The following is a 17,710-nucleotide window of genomic DNA, read 5'->3' as shown; positions in this document are numbered from 1 at the left end:
ATGCGCGCCCAGTTCGTCCTGTCGGAGATCGGTGTCGGTCTCCGCCGCAATCTGACGATGACCTTCGCCGTCATCGTCTCCGTCGCCCTGTCCCTGGCCCTGTTCGGCGGCTCGCTGCTGATGAGCGACCAGGTCAGCACCATGAAGGGCTACTGGTACGACAAGGTCAACGTCTCCATCTTCCTGTGCAACAAGCACGACGCGGAGAACGACGTGCACTGCGCCAAGGGGGCGGTCACCGAGGACCAGAAGAAGCAGATCCTCGTGGACCTCAAGCGGATGCCGGTCGTCGAGAAGGTGACCTACGAGTCCCAGGACGAGGCGTACAAGCACTACAAGGAGCAGTTCGGCAACTCCCCGCTGGCCGGCTCGCTGACGCCGGACCAGATGCAGGAGTCGTACCGGATCAAGCTCAAGGACCCGCAGAAGTACCAGGTGATCGCGAGCGCGTTCAACGGGCGGGACGGCGTGCAGTCGGTGCAGGACCAGAAGGGCATCCTGGACAACCTCTTCCAGTTGCTGAACCTGATGAACCGGGGCGCGCTCGGCGTGATGGCGATGATGCTGATCGTCGCCCTGCTGCTGATCGTCAACACCGTGCGCGTCTCGGCGTTCAGCCGCCGGCGTGAGACCGGCATCATGCGCCTGGTCGGTGCCTCGGGCTTCTACATCCAGGCGCCGTTCATCGCCGAGGCCGCGGTCGCCGGACTCATCGGCGGGGGCCTGGCCTGTGTGGCCCTCGTGCTCGGCCGGTACTTCACCATCGACCACGGCATGGACCTGTCCCACAAGCTGACCCTCATCAACTTCGTGGGCTGGGACGCGGTGTTGACCAAGCTGCCGCTGATCCTGGCGACCAGCGTGCTGATGCCGTCCCTGGCGGCGTTCTTCGCCCTGCGCAAGTATCTGAAGGTGTGACACATGCCAAGAAGGGCCGTACGGGCAACCGTCCGTACGGCCCTTGCCGTTGTCCTAGACTCACCGCCATGTCAGGCCGTGATCCCCTCTGTAGTCCCCGCCGCGTCCGCCGCGGCGCCGCCCTGACACTGGTCTTCGCCGGCGTGCTGGTGACCGGCGCCGCCACCGGCGCCTTCCCGGGGCCGGGCGCCCCCCAGCGCAGGGCCGTCGCCGCACCGGCCGACCCGGCGGGCCCGGCCGTCCGGCCGGAGGCCGTGCGGGAGGCCGCCGCCGAGGCGATGGCCGCCGGCAAGTCCCCGACGGAGGCCGCCGAACGGGCCGTCAGCCGCAGCGGCGACCGCTGGGCCGCGGTCTACTCCGAGGGCGAGTACGCGGAGTTCCAGGACGCGCTCGACGGCCGCTACACGGGCGTCGGCCTGTGGGCGCGGCAGGAGCCGGACGGCCGGATCGAGGTCACCCGGGTGCGGCCCGGCTCGCCCGCCGCCGACGCCGGGATCCGGGCCGGCGACCGGCTGCGCAGCGTCGACGGCCACCGGACCGACGGCCGGCCGGTCACCGAGGTGATCGCCCTGCTGCGCGGCGCCACCCCCGGCGACGGCACGGCGGACGCCCCGGCCGGCACGACGGTCACCCTCGGCCTGGAGCGCGGCACGCGCGCGTGGACGAGGACCTTGCGCCGGGCCCGGCTGTCCACCGACCCCGTGACCGTGCGCCGGCTGTCCGGCGGGGTCACCGTCGTGAAGGTCTCCGCGTTCACCAAGGGCTCCGCCGGCGCGGTCCGCGCGGCCCTGCGCGCCGCCCCCGCCGACGGTCGCACCGTCCTCGACCTGCGCGGCAACTCCGGCGGCCTGGTCACCGAGGCCGTGGCCACCGCCTCCGCCTTCCTGGACGGCGGCCTGGTCGCCACCTACGACGTCGACGGCGCCCAGCGCGCCCTGCACGCCGACCCGGGCGGCGACACCGCCCGCCCCCTGGTCGTCCTCGTCGACGGCGGCACCATGAGCGCGGCCGAGCTGCTCACCGGCGCCCTCCAGGACCGGGGCCGCGCGGTGGTGATCGGCTCGCGCACCTTCGGCAAGGGCTCCGTCCAGATGCCGGTGAAGCTGCCCGACGGCTCGGTGGCCGAGCTGACCGTCGGCCACTACCGCACCCCGTCCGGCCGCACGGTCGACGGCCGGGGCATCACCCCGGACCTGGAGGCGAGGCCCGAGCAGGCCCTGCCGCGGGCGAGGACGGTCCTCACCGGGCTCGGCGACCCGTCGTAGCCCCGCCGTGCGCCCCCGCGTAATCGGCTGTACTCACCACCCCTGTGTGGTGCGAAAATGGGCGGCACTATGAGCAAGGGAATGTACGTACCGAAGGAGTCCCAGCCCAAGCAGGGCGGCGGGGCCGCCAAGGCCAGGGACGGCGAGAAGGGCGGCAAGCGCAAGATCGTCGCCCAGAACAAGAAGGCCCGGCACGACTACGCGATCATCGACACCTACGAGGCCGGGCTCGTGCTCATGGGCACCGAGGTCAAGTCGCTGCGCGAGGGCCGGACCTCGCTGACGGACGGGTTCGTCCAGATCGACGGGGGCGAGGCGTGGCTGCACAACGCCCACATCCCCGAGTACCACCAGGGCAGCTGGACCAACCACTCCGCGCGCCGCAAGCGCAAGCTGCTCCTGCACCGCGAGGAGATCGCCAAGCTGGAGTCGAAGTCCCAGGAGACGGGACACACGATCGTGCCCCTCGCCATCTACTTCAAGGACGGCCGGGCGAAGGCCGAGATCGCCCTCGCGCGGGGCAAGAAGGAGTACGACAAGCGGCAGACGCTGCGGGAGCAGCAGGACCGGCGGGAGGCGGCCCGGGCGATCGCGGCGGCGAAGCGCAGGCAGCGCGGCGCCTAGCCGGCCGGCCGACGGGAATAGGCTGGCATCGTCGGGCGTTGGTCACGTACGATGGCCGTGCACTCCACAGAGGGTGCGTGAACCCTCCACGGAGGGGATTGAAAAATCAACATGGGGATGATCGGTTTCGACAGCGGCTGTCGAAGCAGGGGAAGCGTGTCGAGGAAGCGGCAATGATCTCGTAAACCATATGTCGCAAAAAATAATCGCCAACACCAAGCGCGATTCCTTCGCCCTCGCTGCCTAAGTAGCGACTTGCGAAGTGTCAGCCCGGGGCTGTTCCCGACCCGGATCCTGGCATCAGCTAGGGAACTAAACCTCTAGACCCGGTCACGGGGTATAGAGGGAAATCAAACAGTGACTGAGCCCGTCGGAGACTTGTCCGCGTGATCTCCGGGGCCGAGAAAATCGCAGCGGACTGCACACGGAGAAGCCCTGATTCCGCACCGTTGGACGCGGGTTCGATTCCCGCCATCTCCACGAGGCCCCCGAGGGGGCCGACCCCATGTGGGCGAAGGCCCCGCCGCTCCGCGCGGCGGGGCCTTCGTCATGCCCGCTCCCGGCCGCCCGCCACACCGGCCGCCAGGGCCAGGAAGGCCGCCGCGGCCGGTACGGCGAAGGCGGCGACGGGGGAGAGGTGCTCGGTCGCCCAGCCGCCCGTCGCCGAACCGCAGGCGATCCCGGCGAGCAGCCCGGTCACCATCAGGCTCATGCCCTCGTTCAGCCGGTCGGCCGGGGTGCGCCGCTGCACCAGCGCCATCGCCGTCACCATGGTCGGCGCGGTCGCCATGCCCGCGACCAGCAGCGCACCGGCGAGCACCACGAGCGAGCCGGTACCGGCCGCCGCCCAGGGCAGCACCATCAGGACGGCCGTCGCCGCCAGGCACCGCACGAGCCGGGGACCGGCCGGCCGCACCGCCCCGTACGCCAGCCCCGCCGCGCACGAGCCCGCCGCCTGGAGCGCGAGCACGGCTCCGGCCGCAGCGCGCTGTCCCCGCGCGTCGGCGTAGGCGATCGTGGCGACCTCCATGGCACCGAACACCGCCCCGGTCGCGAGGAAACAGACCAGCAACGGCGGGATGCCCGGGCTGCGCAGCGGCGACGGCGCCTGCGAACGGGCCGTCGTCGGCGGCTCGGTCGCCCGCTGGGCGGTGAACAGCAGCATCCCGGTGAGCAGCAGCACCGCCCCCGTGAGCGTGCCCGCCTCCGGGAAGAACGTCCCGGCCAGGAAGGACGCGAGGACCGGCCCGAGCATGAAGCACAGCTCGTCCGCGGCCTGCTCGAACGCGTTCGCCGTGTGCAGCGCGTCGGGTTCGTCGCGCAGCAGATGGGCCCAGCGGGCGCGGGAGAGGCCGCCGATGTTCGGGGTGGTCGCGGTGGAGGCGTAGGCCGCGAAGAGGGTCCAGTCCGGGGCGTCGTAGCGGACGCACAGCAGCAGCGCGAGACTGCCGAGCACGGAGACGACCGTGGCCGGCAGCGCGACCCGGGCCTGCCCGTGCCGGTCCACCAGCCGGGCGACCCAGGGCCCGGCCAGCGCGGTCGCCGCGAGTCCGGTCGCGGTGACGGCTCCGGCGAGGGCGTACGAGCCCCGGGAACCGGCGATCATCACGACCGCGCTCACGCTGAACATGCCCATCGGAAGGCGGGCGAGGAGATTGCCGGCGGTGAAGGCACCGGCTCCGGGAAGCCCGAACAGCCGTCGGTACCCGGAGAGTCGGCTCGGTCTCTTCCGTATCCGGCGGTCTTGGGCGGTCGGTGGAGGCATGACCCCACGGTCGCCCGGAGTGGATCACCGGGTCCAACACCTGCCGGGCGCCGATTGACGCACCCGCGTTGTAGATTCGCTCCGTGCCCGTTTCCATAGACCCGCGTCTGCTGCGCGCCTTCGTGGCCGTGGCGGAGGACCTGCACTTCACCCGGGCCGCGGCCCGCCTCTACGTCGCCCAGCAGGCACTCAGCCGCGATGTGCGGCGCCTGGAACGGGAGTTGGGCGCGGAGCTGTTCGTACGCACCACCCGGCAGGTCACCCTCACGCCCGACGGTGAACGCCTGCTGCCGCACGCGCGGCGGGTCCTCGCCGCCCAGGACGACCTGCTCGCCGCGTTCGCGGCCGGCCAGGCCCGCCCGCTGCTGGTCGACCTGAACTCGGCGGGCCTGGCCACCGGCCGCCGGGTGCTGTACCGGGCCCGCGAACTGGCCCCCGACTGCGAGCTGATGGCCCGCTACGAGAGCGGTCTCACCGGCGCCGCCGCCGATCTGCTGGCCGGCCGCCTGGACGCCTCCTTCGGCCGCTTCGCCGGACTCGACCCGGCACTCCGCTCGGCCCTGGCGCAGCAGCCGGTGCGGTACGAGCCGATGGCCGTCGTACTGCCCGAGCGGCATCCGCTGGCGTCCCTGCCCGAGGTCCCGGTGTCCGCGCTGGCCGGGGAGACGGTGTACGCCGGCGCGGGCAACCCGCGCACCCGGGAGTGGACCGACCTGGCCCTGCGCCTGTTCGAGGGCCGGGGCATCCGGCTCGCCCCGCCGCTGCCGATGGCCGTCGGCGACGAGGAGTTCGCCCGCGTCATGGCGAAGACCGGGAACCCGGTCCTGGCGGTGGTGGACTTCCCGTCCATGCCCGGCGCGGTCCGCCGGCCCCTCGTGGCCCCCGTCCCGCTGTCCCCCGTCTCCCTGGTCTGGCGCAAGGGCCTGGTCCACCCCGGCCTGACGGCGCTCAGACGGGCGGCGGCAAAGACGGCTCGCTCGGAGGGCTGGCTGCGCCGCCCGGCCGACGCGTGGCTCCCGGCGGAGGACGAGGCGACCATGGGGGCCGGTCCTACGCCGGATGCGCGACCGCGTCGCGCTGCAGCTGGACGGCCGCGAGCAGGCTCAGGTCCGGCTCGGCCTGGCGCAGCGCCTTGATCGCGGCGACGGAGCCGAGGTCCCCGGCGAACCCGACCCCGGCGAGCCGCTCGCGCACCCACGCGGCCCGCAGCGGCCCCTCGTCCGCCCCGGCGACACCCCTGACCACCGCGACGGCCCGCTCCAGCCCGGCCCGCTCCTCGGCCGGGGCCTCACCCAGAGCCTCCCGCAACGCCTCCAGCACGACATCCGAGTCCCGGATGACGAGCACACAGTCCTGCTTCCTGCCGAATCCCGCGAGTCCCTTCATGTGGATCATGCTGGCTCCCACGGACGGCGCCCTCCAAACCACTTGAGCAGGTCCAGAGGGTTGTCCGGGTTTCCCCGCCCAGGAGTGGCCGGGATCACCCCCCGGTCGCCGCATCTCTTCGCCCGGCCGCCGAGTCACACCAGCGGACCGGAATTCCAAAGGAGTGGCAAAGATGACCAAAAGTACTCTTCTGGCTGCGGCGGCCCTGTGCGCGACGGCGGCCGTGACGCTCACCGCGTGCGGCGGCGACGACAAGAAGGACGACGGCAAGGAGAAGGGCAGCTCGGCGTCCGCCTCCGCCACGGCGTCGCCCGCGAAGCCGTTCGAAGGGCTGACCGGGGACCAGATCTCCGAGAAGTCCCGCGTGGCCATGACCAAGCTGAAGTCGTTCAAGGTCAAGGGCGACATGACCATCGACGGCACGGCCATGAGATTCGACTTCGCCGTCGCCGCCAAGGGCGACTGCGAGGGGACCTTCACCCGCGGCGACGGGTCCGCCGAGATCCGGAAGGCCGACGGCGTGATGTACATGAAGGGCGACGAGAAGTTCTGGCAGCAGTCGGGCGAGGAGGACGGCTCGTCGCCCGAGGAGACGAAGGCCTTCACCCAGCTGGTCAAGGGACGCTGGTTCAAGCTGGGCTCGGGCGCGGAGGCGAACGAGGAGTTCCCCTTCTGCGACGCCGGCGTGATGTTCGAGAAGGACAAGGACGACACCCGTCTGACCAGGGGCCCGGAAACCGAGGTCGACGGCACGCGCGCCGTGGCGCTCACGGGCAAGAAGGGCGCCGAGAAGCAGACGCTCCTCGTGGCCGCCGAGGGACAGCCCTACGCGCTGAAGATGAGCACCGAGGGCGGCAAGGAGCCGGGCTCGCTGGAGTACTCGGCGTTCGACAAGCCCGTGACCGTCGCGGCCCCGCCGGCCGGCGAGGTCATCGACGCGAACGAACTCAAGGGATGACACCGGTCCCGCTGCCGTGACCTGACCCCGGCGTAGCCGAACGGCCGGCCCGCGCCGGGGGCGGGAAGCCGTCCGCTCCCGCGACGCCGGGATACGTCTTCGCCGGGGTCCGGGACCGTCACCCCCGTACTCCCGCGCCCTTCGGGGAGCAGCCCCGGGGCCGGGTGCCACCGCCCCGGCGGACGGCGGAAACGGGCGCGGGCCGGGGCTCGCACCGCGCTACGCCGACGCGCGGGGACGGTGGCCCGTCGGGGACGGCCCGCCGACCGGGGCGCGGGGAAGCCGCCGCGGTGCGAGGCCGGCGGGGACCGTGCCGGCGGCTCGGGGGCCTCACCGGGGGCCCGCCGTCCGAGTGAGAGCAACGTTCCCTTCCGGTCACCCGCTGCCACAGGGCGGAAACGCGCCCTTTCTACCTTCGGACCGAGTCAACCGAGTCAGTGGTCGGCAGACCGAGCAGCCGGAGCACCGTGGAGGCGTGATGACAGCCCCAGCCCCAACCCGTCGTGGCCGCTGGATCGAGCGCTGGGATCCGGAGGACGAGGCGTTCTGGAACGCGACCGGGGAGCGGATCGCCCGCCGGAACCTGTGGTTCTCCGTGCTCTCGGAGCACATCGGGTTCTCCGTGTGGACCCTGTGGTCCGTGCTGGTGCTGTTCATGGGACCCGAGTACGGACTGACCCCCGCCGACAAGTTCCTGCTGACCTCGGTGGTCACGCTGGTCGGCGCGGTCGTCCGGGTGCCGTACACCTTCGCCGTGGCCGTCTTCGGCGGCCGGAACTGGACGGTCGTCTCGGCGAGTCTGCTGCTCGTCCCGACCATCGCCGCCTTCGCGGTGATGAAGCCGGGCACCTCCTTCTCCACCTTCCTCCTGGTGGGCCTGCTGGCCGGCATCGGCGGCGGCAACTTCGCCTCCTCCATGACCAACATCAACGCCTTCTTCCCCCTGCGGAGGAAGGGATGGGCGCTCGGGCTCAACGCGGGCGGCGGCAACATCGGCGTCCCCGTCATCCAGCTCGCCGCGCTCGCCATCATCGGCGCGAGCGGCGGCCCGCGCGTGCTGCTCGGCATCTACATCCCGCTGATCGTCGTGGCCGCCGTGCTCGCCGCGCTGTTCATGGACAACCTGGCCTCCGTCAGGAACGACACCGGCGCGGCCAAGGACGCCGCCCGGGACGGCCACACCTGGATCATGGCCGTGCTCTACATCGGCACCTTCGGCTCGTTCATCGGCTACAGCTTCGCCTTCGGCCAGGTGCTGACCATCCAGTTCGGCCGGACCCCGCTCCAGGCGGCCTACCTCACCTTCATCGGCCCGCTGCTCGGCTCGCTCATCCGTCCCCTCGGCGGCCGGCTCGCCGACCGCTACGGCGGCGCCCGGATCACCCTGTGGAACTATGTCGGCATGGCCGCCGCCACCGCCGTCCTCATCGTCGCCGGCATGCAGAAGTCGCTGCCGCTGTTCGTGTCGGTGTTCGTCGTCCTGTTCGTGCTCAGCGGCCTCGGCAACGGATCGACGTTCAAGATGATCCCCGGCATCTTCCAGGCCAAGGCGCTGGCCAAGGGGCTCAGGGGCGAGGCGGCCGTCGCCCACGGCCGGCGGCTGTCCGGCGCGTCCATGGGGCTGATCGGCGCGGTCGGCGCGCTCGGCGGGGTCGGCATCAACCTCGCCTTCCGGCAGTCCTTCCTCGCGTACGGCTCCGGGACCGGCGCGTTCGTCGCGTTCCTCGCCTACTACGGCCTCTGCTTCGCGATCACCTGGGCCGTATACCTTCGCCGCCCGATCGGGCAGGTTCCGGCCACGGCGTCCGCGTCCGAGGAGAAGGCCCAGCTCAGCTATGCCGAGGTGTGACGTAACACCGGTGACATCAAGCCGAACCGAGCCTGTCACGCAGTGTTGACAGGCTCGTCCGGCGCGCCGGTCAGCTAGGAGAGCCCATGTACGACGAAGAGCAGCAACCCGAGCACGGACCCCTCGCCGGATTCACCGTGGGCGTCACCGCCGCGCGCCGGGCCGAGGAGCTGGGCGCCCTGCTCCAGCGGCGCGGCGCCACCGTCCTGCACGCTCCCGCGCTGCGGATCGTGCCGCTCGCCGACGACAGCGAACTGCTCGCCGCCACGAAGGAGATCATCGACCGGGTGCCGAACGTCGTCGTGGCCACCACCGCGATCGGCTTCCGGGGCTGGGTCGAGGCCGCCGACGGCTGGGGCCTCGGCGAACAGCTGGTGGGCCGGCTGCGCGGGGTACGGCTGCTGGCGCGCGGCCCGAAGGTCAAGGGCGCCATCCGGGCGGCCGGACTCACCGAGGAGTGGTCGCCCACCTCGGAATCCCTGGCCGAGGTGCTCGACCGGCTCCTGGAGGAGGGCGTCGACGGCAGCCGGGTCGCCGTACAGCTGCACGGCGAGCCCCTGCCCGGCTTCGTGGAGTCGCTGCGGGCCGCCGGGGCGGAGGTGCTCCCGGTGCCGGTGTACCGCTGGCTGCCCCCGGAGGACACCGGCCCGCTGGACCGCCTGCTGGACGCGGCCGTCGGCCGCGGCCTGGACGCCCTCACCTTCACCAGCGCCCCCGCCGCGGCCTCCCTGCTCTCCCGCGCGCAGGACCGCGGCCTGCTGGAGGAGCTGCTGTCGGCGCTGGCCCACGACGTCCTGCCCGCCTGCGTCGGCCCGGTCACCGCGCTGCCCCTCCAGGCCCACGGGGTGGACACGGTCCAGCCGGAACGCTTCCGCCTGGGCCCCCTGGTGCAGCTGCTCTGCCAGGAACTCCCGGCCCGCGCCCGCGTGTTGCCCGTCGCCGGGCACCGGGTGGAGATCCGCGGCCACGCGGTCCTGGTCGACGGCGAACTCAAGCCGGTCCCGCCGGCCGGGATGTCCCTGCTGCGCGCCCTGTCCCGCCGCCCCGGCTGGGTGGTCCCCCGCGCGGACCTGCTCAAGGCCCTGCCCGGCGCGGGCCGCGACGAACACGCCGTCGAGACGGCCATGGCCCGCCTGCGCACGGCCCTCGGCACCCCGAAGCTGATCCAGACGGTGGTGAAGCGGGGCTACCGGCTGGCCCTCGACCCGGCGGCGGACACCAAGTACGCGGACACCTAGGACGACCGGCCCCACCACACCGGCTCCGGGGGGCGGCCCGGCGGCGCCGGATTCCGCCATGGCCGCGCGGAACCCCGAACCGTGGCGGGCGACCCGTTCCCCGCACGGGGGCTTCCGGCCCGACCCCCCGCCGGGCACTGTGGAGGAGGCGGGGCGTGGTGGCCCCGTATGCCGTCCGTGCGCGGGGCGTCACGCTCCCGCGCGGTTTCTGCCTAGGCGGTGACTGGCACATGGCACTCGGTGGAGGCACGCCCGCGTACCCGCCGCGGTTCGATGCCGGGCGGGTGTGCCTGGACCTGCTCGCCACCCTGCATCCGGACGAACGCCTGGACGGGGTACGGGCGTTGTGCGGGTGGATCACCGGTGCCGGGCTGGTGCCGGACGGGACCCCGCTCGGGCACGCGGACGCCTCCTGGCCGGCCGCCTTCCGTGAACTGCGGGCGGACGTCGCGTCCTTGGTGCGCGGCCTGCTGGGCGGGGAGGCGCCCGGGAACGGGGGCGCGCTCGGGCGGGTCAACCAGGCCGCCCGGGCCGTGCCGCCCGCCCCCGTCGCCGTACCCGGCGAAGACGGGATCCTGGTGCGGGAGTTGGCGGGGCCGCCCGGGTGTGCCGGGCTGCTCGCCGTCGTCGCCCGGGACGCCGTGGAACTGCTCACCGACCCCGTCGCACGGGCCTCGCTGCGGCAGTGCGCGGGGGACGACTGCCCCCTCGTGTACCTCGACACCTCCCGGGGGCGGCGCCGGCGCTGGTGTTCCAGCGAGGTGTGCGGCAACCGGGAACGGGTCGCCCGGCACCGGCGGCGGGCCGCGCTCGCCCGCGCCTGACCGTGAGACGCGGGTGAAGATCCCGCGGTGGAAATGTGCGGGCATGTCCCGGTCCGCTGCGCGCCTTCGGGAAATCCGTGCCTCCGCTTTGAACGCCCCACCGCCCCGCTGCGTACGGGTGGGCGAGCGACCGACTGGGGGATCCCCCGGACACCGGAGGTGGGCGTGCGCAAGGATGCGGCCGTGGCCAAGGACCGTGGAACAAGGGCCCGACATCGCCTGGCCTCACACCCCTCGGAACCCCGCGTGCCCGCACCGTCCGCCGAGCCGGACGAGGAGTTGATGCGCGCGCTGTACCGGGAGCACGCCGGTCCGCTGCTCGCCTACGTCCTGCGGCTGGTCGCCGGTGACCGGCAGCGCGCCGAGGACGTCGTGCAGGAAACGCTCATCCGTGCCTGGAAGAACGCCGGTCGGCTCAATCGGGCGACCGGTTCGGTACGCCCCTGGCTGGTGACGGTCGCGCGCCGCATCGTCATCGACGGCCACCGCAGCCGGCAGGCCCGGCCGCAGGAGGTCGATCCGTCGCCGCTGGAGGTCATCCCCGCGGAGGACGAGATCGACAAGGCGCTGTGGCTGATGACGCTGTCGGACGCGCTCGACGACCTGACCCCGGCCCACCGGGAGGTACTTGTCGAGACGTACTTCAAAGGGCGTACCGTCAACGAGGCGGCCCGGACACTGGGCATACCCAGCGGAACCGTCCGTTCCCGGGTGTTCTACGCCCTGCGGTCGATGAAGCTGGCACTGGAGGAGCGGGGGGTGACGGCGTGATGAGCAGCGGGTACGGGGCAGAGCGGGGATTCGGACCGGGTGGTCCGGGTATGTCTGGGGCCATGAACCCCAGCCAGGGATCTTCGGTGCCGAGCGAACACGAGACCGTGGGCGCCTACGCCCTCGGGATCCTCGACGACGCCGAGGCAACCGCTTTCGAGGCGCACCTCGCCGGCTGCGAGTGGTGCGCCCGGCAACTGGACGAGCTGGCCGGGATGGAGCCGATGCTCGCCGCGCTGGCCGACCTGCCGGGCTCCGGCGGCACACCCGCGATCGGCGAGTCGCTGGCCGCCCGGCCCGGCCCCCGGCTGGTGGAGAACCTGGTGGACGAGGTCGCCGAGCAGCGCGCCCGCAAGCGCCGCCGCGGCTTCTACATGATCGCCGCCGCGGCGGCCCTGGTCATCGCGGGCCCGCTGGCCGCGGTCGCGGCCGGCGGCGGCTCGGACGGGGACGGACAGGTCGCCGCGCCACCGGCCCAGTCCGCGTTCCGCACCATGTCCGACCGCAGGTCCGCCACGGACGCCTCGACGCACGTCAGCGCGACCGTCGCCATGACCGGCAAGGACTGGGGCACCCAGGCGGTGCTGGAGCTGAAGAACGTCAAGGGCCCGCTGAAGTGCTCCCTGGTGCTCGTCGCCAAGAACGGCCAGCGCGTGACCATGTCGTCGTGGACGGTGCCCGACCGGGGGTACGGCATCCCGGACGCGACGGCCGAGACCGCACGGAAACCGCTTTACATCGGCGGGGCGGCGGCCTTCCGGCCCGACGAGATCGACCACTTCGAGGTGGTGACGTTCGAGGGGCGGAAGCTGGTGGAGGTCGACGCGTAGCCCGGGCGCGCCCCCGGGTGACCGCCCCGTAGCTTCGACGGGTCCCCTTCGCGTACGGTTGACGGCTGCCCAGCACGTCAGAAGGGGGCCAGGTGGCCGCTCAGGTTCAGCAGTCCGCGGTCGGCTCGGTACACGAGACACACGATTCCGTCCGTGACCGGGAGATCAGCGTCGAACAGGAACACCTGGACCGGGTGTACCGGCGGCTTGAGGAGAAGATCCACGAAGCCGAGTTCCTGATGCGCGACGCGGCCCAGCGCGGCCAGGTCGGCACCCCGGGCGCGCTCGCCGAACGGGACGCCCAGGTCTTCCGGGCCGGTGTCCACCTCAACCGGCTCAACAACGAGTTCGAGGACTTCCTCTTCGGACGGATCGACCTGCTGCTCGGCAAGGACGGCAAGAAGGGGCCCGACGGCGCCTACACGGCCGTCGAGCCCGCCGAGGGCGCCGTGCGCGAGGACAACACCGCCGACATCGCCGAAACGCTGCACATCGGCCGTATCGGCGTCCTCGACGAGGACTACTCCCCGCTGGTCATCGACTGGCGGGCGCCGGCCGCCGCGCCCTTCTACCGGGCCACGCCGGTGGAGCCCGGACGGGTGGTGCGGCGCCGGGTCATCCGGTCCAAGGGGCGCCGGGTGCTCGGCGTCGAGGACGACCTGATGCGGCCGGAGCTGACGGCCTGCCTGGACGGCCGGGAGCTGCCCGTCATCGGCGACGGTGCCCTGATGGCCGCCCTCGGCCAGGCCCGCGGCCACACCATGCGGGACATCGTCTCCTCCATCCAGGCCGAGCAGGACCTGGTCATCCGGGCCCCCGCCGCCTCCATCACCTACGTGGAGGGCGGCCCGGGCACCGGGAAGACCGCCGTCGCCCTGCACCGCGCCGCCTACCTGCTCTACCAGGACCGCAGGCGCTACGCGGGCGGCATCCTGATCGTCTCGCCGACCCCGCTGCTGGTCGCCTACACCGAGGGCGTGCTGCCCTCGCTCGGCGAGGAGGGCCAGGTCGCCATCCGCGCCATCGGCTCCCTGGTCGACGGCGCCGAGGCCACCGTCTACGACTCCCCGGCCGTGGCCCGCGCCAAGGGCTCCGCCCGGATGCTGAAGGTGCTGCGCAAGGCCGCCCGGGGCGCCCTGGAACTGGGCCCGGCCGCCCCCGCCGACGCCGAGGACGACGAGCGCCGGCCCGCCGACGGCCCGCCCTCCCGGTTGCGTGTCGTGGCCTTCGGGCGCCGGATCGAACTGGAGGCCGACGAGCTGGAACGTATCCGCCGCACCGCGCTCGGCGGCACCGCGCCGGTCAACCTGCTCCGCCCGCGCGCCCGCAAGCTGCTGCTGGACGCCCTGTGGGCCCGCTCCGGCGGCGCCGCCCGGCACACCGACCCCGAGCTGGCCGCCGAGCTGCGCTCCTCCTTCGACGAGGACGTCACCGGCGAGGACTCCTTCCTGGCGTTCCTCGACGCCTGGTGGCCCGAACTGACCCCGAAGGCCGTGCTCGCCGCCATGGCCGACGAGAAGCGCCTCGGCCGCTGGGCCCGGCGCGTGCTCAACCCCGGCGAGGTCCGCAAGGTCGCCCGCTCGCTCAGGCGGGACGGCCTGTCCGTGCACGACATCGCCCTGCTCGACGAGCTCCAGGCGATCCTCGGCGCCCCGGCCCGGCCCCGCAAGAAGCGCGAACTGGACCCGCTGGACCAGCTCACCGGCCTGGAGGAGCTGATGCCGGTGCGCGAGGAGACCCAGCGCGAGCGGGCCGAGCGGCTGGCGCAGGAGCGCACCGAGTACGCGCACGTCATCGTGGACGAGGCGCAGGACCTGACGCCGATGCAGTGGCGCATGGTCGGCCGCCGCGGCCGGCAGGCCACCTGGACGGTCGTCGGGGACCCGGCGCAGTCCTCCTGGTCCGACCCGGACGAGGCGGCCGAGGCCCGCGACGAGGCGCTGGGCACCCGGCCCAGGCGCCGCTTCCAGCTCACCGTGAACTACCGCAACCCGGCCGAGATCGCCGAGCTGGCCGCGAAGGTGCTCGCGCTCGCCATGCCCGGCGCCGAGGCGCCCTCCGCCGTGCGGTCCACCGGGGTGGAGCCGCGCTTCACCGTCGTGGCGGACTCCCTGGAGCGGACGGTGCGCGCGGAGGCCGAGCGGCTGCTGGGCCTGGTGGACGGCACGGTCGGCGTGGTGGTGGCGATGGGCCGGCGCGAGGAGGCCCGGCGCTGGCTGGCCGGGCTGGGCGACCGGGTGGTGGCCCTCGGCAGTCTGGAGGCCAAGGGTCTGGAGTACGACGCGACGGTCGTCGTATCGCCCGCGGAGATCGCCGACGAGTCACCGGCCGGCCTGCGCGTGCTGTACGTGGCGCTGACCCGGGCCACCCAGCAGCTGACGGTGGTCTCGGGCCAGCGGGACGAACCGAACACGGCGGGCGTACCGGACCTGCTCAGGGACTGAGGGGCGGGGGCCGGACCGCCCCCAGCCCTGCCCCGGGGCCTGCCGGGCGGGCACCGGGCCCGCCCGGAGAGCACCGGCGGGGCTGTCCGCCCAGGAACCGGCGGGCGGGGGTCCGGCACGGGACGAATGGGCGGGGCGGGTCTGCTCAGGGACTGAGGGGCGGGGGACCGGACTGCTCCCAGGGCCTGCCGGGCGAGGCCGGGCATGGTCTGTTGGGCGGGTACCGGGCCTGCTCGGAGACTGCCGGCGGGGTTGTCCGTCCAGGGGCCGGCGGGCGGAGTCGGGCATGGGAGTGCCGGGCGGGTCGGGCTGCCCGGGCGGCGTTCCGGGGCTGCTCGCGGGAGGATTTCGGGGAATCCCGTGCAGGGGGAATGGCCCTGGGCGAGGGTTTGTTAGCCTTGGTGTGGCACCGGCCCGATCCAAGCCCCCGGGCCCAACCTTCGTCGCTACGAGCGACCACTTGCCGCGAGGCGAGCATGGCGGGTCGGTGTCATAAGCGTGGAGGCCCACGTCACGGATGTGACGTGGGCCTCTTTCTTTGCCCCGGCGGCCTCTTTCCACGCCCGATCGTTTCTCGTATGGTGGAAGTAGTTTTCCGAAACCACGTATCCCGCAGGGAATGTCGCGTGAACAAAACGTCCGTAATCCAGGGCGACTACCACGTACTGAGTGGTAGGTGCGACGATCGGACGGCACAACTCGCGACACGGTGAAAGCAGAGGAAGTCGGCCATGGCAACGGCGCCCAGCGTCTCCTACTCGATGACGATCCGGCTGGAGGTGCCCGCGAGCGGAACGGCCGTCTCGCAGCTCACCACCGCCGTGGAGTCCTCCGGGGGCTCGGTGACCGGCCTCGACGTCACCGCGTCCGGCCACGAGAAGCTCCGTATCGACGTCACCATCGCGGCCACCTCCACGGCGCACGCCGAGGAGATCGTCGAGAAGCTGCGCGGCATCGAGGGCGTCACGCTCGGCAAGGTCTCCGACCGTACGTTCCTGATGCACCTCGGCGGCAAGATCGAGATGGCGTCGAAGCACCCCATCCGCAACCGTGACGACCTCTCCATGGTCTACACGCCCGGCGTGGCCCGCGTCTGCATGGCCATCGCCGAGAACCCCGAGGACGCCCGCCGCCTCACCATCAAGCGCAACTCCGTTGCGGTCGTGACGGACGGTTCCGCCGTACTGGGCCTCGGCAACATCGGCCCCAAGGCCGCGCTGCCCGTCATGGAGGGCAAGGCGGCCCTCTTCAAGCGCTTCGCGGGCATCGACGCCTGGCCGCTCTGCCTGGACACCCAGGACACCGACGCGATCGTGGAGATCGTCAAGGCGATCGCCCCGGGCTTCGCCGGCATCAACCTGGAGGACATCTCCGCGCCGCGCTGCTTCGAGATCGAGGCCCGGCTGCGCGAGGCCCTGGACATCCCGGTGTTCCACGACGACCAGCACGGCACCGCCATCGTCGTGCTCGCCGCCCTGACCAACGCGCTGCGCGTGACGGACAAGGCGATCCAGAACATCCGGGTCGTCATGTCCGGTGCCGGCGCGGCCGGTACGGCCATCCTCAAGCTGCTGCTGGCGGCCGGCGTGAAGAACGCCGTCGTCGCCGACATCCACGGCGTCGTGCACGCCGGCCGCGAGGACCTGGTGAACGCCCCGGCCGACTCGCCGCTGCGCTGGATCGCCGACAACACCAACCCCGAGGGCCTGACCGGCACCCTGAAGGAGGCCGTGCGCGGCGCCGACGTCTTCATCGGCGTCTCCGCCCCGAACGTGCTGGACGGCACCGACGTGGCCGCCATGGCCGAGGGTGCCATCGTGTTCGCGCTCGCGAACCCCGACCCCGAGGTGGACCCGGCGATCGCCCGGCAGACCGCGGCCGTCGTGGCCACCGGCCGCTCCGACTTCCCGAACCAGATCAACAACGTGCTGGTCTTCCCGGGCGTCTTCCGCGGCCTGCTGGACGCGCAGTCCCGCACCGTCAACACGGAGATGATGCTCGCCGCCGCCAAGGCCCTGGCCGACGTGGTGAGCGAGGACGAGCTGAACCCGAACTACATCATCCCCAGCGTCTTCAACGACAAGGTCGCCGGCGCCGTGGCCGGGGCGGTCCGGGAGGCCGCCAAGGCGGCCGGTGCGACGGCCTGACCATGGCGTGACGTACTGTGCAGGGGGCTGTGAGTATCACCACGGCGGCCCCCCGCACCGGCGCGTCGTGGAACCACCGGATGCCGGGCGCGCTCTAGGGTGACGGCCGAGCAGGCGCTTTTCGTGTGACTCCCCAGGGTGTTCTCACGACTCCTACGGGTGCCGGATTGGCTTTCCCGCCGCAGGTAGGGGCAGGATGCTCCCCCAGGGACTACGTCCCCCGGGGGCACCCCCAAGGGCGCGAGCGCATCGGCATCGCAGTGCCTCGGGCGGCAACGCCGCGTGGCACACCCCAACGGCAAGAAAAATACGGGAGTAACAACATGAACCGCAGTGAGCTGGTGGCCGCGCTGGCCGACCGCGCCGAGGTGACCCGCAAGGACGCCGACGCCGTGCTGGCCGCGTTCGCCGAGACCGTCGGCGAGATCGTCGCCAAGGGCGACGAGAAGGTCACCATCCCTGGCTTCCTGACCTTCGAGCGCACCCACCGTGCCGCTCGCACCGCGCGCAACCCGCAGACCGGCGAGCCCATCAACATCCCGGCCGGCTACAGCGTGAAGGTCACCGCGGGCAGCAAGCTCAAGGAAGCCGCCAAGGGCAAGTAATCGCTCCGCTCTGAGCGCCGGCCCACGTAGCGCCGTTCGACGGAGCGCCGTGGGTGACTGCGGGTCCGCTGTGGCTGGTCGCGCTC

General features: G+C 72.6%; 15 protein-coding genes and 1 other RNA gene. 14 read left to right on the top strand and 2 right to left on the bottom strand.

Annotated elements, in window-relative coordinates:
* From ftsX to ssrA, 4 genes are all read left to right on the top strand, one after another.
* Nucleotides 1-918 (top strand): permease-like cell division protein FtsX, encoded by a 918-nt coding sequence (gene ftsX / locus ABD350_RS34555; protein WP_344353037.1) that lies wholly within the window; start codon nt 1-3, stop codon nt 916-918.
* Nucleotides 919-986: 68 nt separating this feature from the next.
* Nucleotides 987-2,183, top strand: a complete 1,197-nt coding sequence (locus ABD350_RS34550; RefSeq protein ID WP_344353036.1) for a S41 family peptidase — start codon at nt 987-989, stop codon at nt 2,181-2,183.
* 81 nt (nt 2,184-2,264) lie between these two features.
* Nucleotides 2,265-2,807: an SsrA-binding protein SmpB gene (gene smpB / locus ABD350_RS34545; protein ID WP_344353086.1), complete on the top strand. Its 543-nt coding sequence runs from the start codon at nt 2,265-2,267 to the stop codon at nt 2,805-2,807.
* Between the two features lie 113 nt (nt 2,808-2,920).
* Nucleotides 2,921-3,290, top strand: a transfer-messenger RNA (tmRNA) gene (gene ssrA, locus ABD350_RS34540).
* Between the two features lie 64 nt (nt 3,291-3,354).
* Here ssrA and ABD350_RS34535 read toward each other — a convergent pair.
* Nucleotides 3,355-4,572 carry an MFS transporter gene (locus ABD350_RS34535; protein ID WP_344353035.1) on the bottom strand — a complete coding sequence of 406 codons (1,218 nt, stop codon included), beginning with the start codon at nt 4,570-4,572 and terminating at the stop codon, nt 3,355-3,357.
* A gap of 83 nt (nt 4,573-4,655) precedes the next feature.
* Here ABD350_RS34535 and ABD350_RS34530 point away from each other — a divergent pair, with 83 nt between their 5' ends.
* The gene (locus ABD350_RS34530; RefSeq protein ID WP_344353034.1) at nt 4,656-5,708 is read left to right on the top strand and encodes a LysR family transcriptional regulator; all 1,053 of its coding nucleotides are present in this window, start codon (nt 4,656-4,658) and stop codon (nt 5,706-5,708) included.
* Here the strand turns inward: ABD350_RS34530 and ABD350_RS34525 are convergent.
* The gene (locus ABD350_RS34525; RefSeq protein WP_344353085.1) at nt 5,623-5,958 is read right to left on the bottom strand and encodes a hypothetical protein; all 336 of its coding nucleotides are present in this window, start codon (nt 5,956-5,958) and stop codon (nt 5,623-5,625) included. The genes ABD350_RS34530 and ABD350_RS34525 overlap by 86 nt on opposite strands.
* A 172-nt stretch (nt 5,959-6,130) precedes the next feature.
* Between ABD350_RS34525 and ABD350_RS34520 the strand changes: the two genes are divergently transcribed.
* The 9 genes from ABD350_RS34520 (at nt 6,131) to ABD350_RS34480 (ending at nt 17,624) form a co-directional block, all read left to right on the top strand.
* Nucleotides 6,131-6,916 carry a hypothetical protein gene (locus ABD350_RS34520; RefSeq protein WP_344353033.1) on the top strand — a complete coding sequence of 262 codons (786 nt, stop codon included), beginning with the start codon at nt 6,131-6,133 and terminating at the stop codon, nt 6,914-6,916.
* 478 nt (nt 6,917-7,394) lie between these two features.
* Nucleotides 7,395-8,765, top strand: a complete 1,371-nt coding sequence (locus ABD350_RS34515; protein ID WP_344353032.1) for a nitrate/nitrite transporter — start codon at nt 7,395-7,397, stop codon at nt 8,763-8,765.
* Nucleotides 8,766-8,851: 86 nt separating this feature from the next.
* Nucleotides 8,852-10,003 (top strand): uroporphyrinogen-III synthase, encoded by a 1,152-nt coding sequence (locus tag ABD350_RS34510; protein WP_344353031.1) that lies wholly within the window; start codon nt 8,852-8,854, stop codon nt 10,001-10,003.
* Between the two features lie 230 nt (nt 10,004-10,233).
* Complete coding sequence (locus ABD350_RS34505; RefSeq protein WP_344353030.1) at nt 10,234-10,827, top strand: CGNR zinc finger domain-containing protein; 594 nt, start codon at nt 10,234-10,236, stop codon at nt 10,825-10,827.
* Between the two features lie 159 nt (nt 10,828-10,986).
* Nucleotides 10,987-11,598, top strand: a complete 612-nt coding sequence (locus ABD350_RS34500; RefSeq protein ID WP_344353029.1) for a sigma-70 family RNA polymerase sigma factor — start codon at nt 10,987-10,989, stop codon at nt 11,596-11,598.
* 62 nt (nt 11,599-11,660) lie between these two features.
* The gene (locus ABD350_RS34495) at nt 11,661-12,428 is read left to right on the top strand and encodes a zf-HC2 domain-containing protein (protein ID WP_344353028.1); all 768 of its coding nucleotides are present in this window, start codon (nt 11,661-11,663) and stop codon (nt 12,426-12,428) included.
* Between the two features lie 92 nt (nt 12,429-12,520).
* Nucleotides 12,521-14,872 (top strand): HelD family protein, encoded by a 2,352-nt coding sequence (locus ABD350_RS34490; RefSeq protein WP_344353027.1) that lies wholly within the window; start codon nt 12,521-12,523, stop codon nt 14,870-14,872.
* 731 nt (nt 14,873-15,603) lie between these two features.
* Nucleotides 15,604-17,019: an NAD-dependent malic enzyme gene (locus tag ABD350_RS34485; RefSeq protein WP_344353026.1), complete on the top strand. Its 1,416-nt coding sequence runs from the start codon at nt 15,604-15,606 to the stop codon at nt 17,017-17,019.
* 323 nt (nt 17,020-17,342) lie between these two features.
* Nucleotides 17,343-17,624 (top strand): HU family DNA-binding protein, encoded by a 282-nt coding sequence (locus tag ABD350_RS34480; RefSeq protein WP_023550134.1) that lies wholly within the window; start codon nt 17,343-17,345, stop codon nt 17,622-17,624.
* Nucleotides 17,625-17,710: the final 86 nt, after the last annotated feature.

This window comes from Streptomyces nogalater (assembly GCF_039532885.1).
GTDB classification, from domain to species: domain Bacteria; phylum Actinomycetota; class Actinomycetes; order Streptomycetales; family Streptomycetaceae; genus Streptomyces; species Streptomyces nogalater.
Note: the sequence above shows the minus strand (reverse complement) of the source record. Positions and strands in the feature narration are given on the sequence as shown.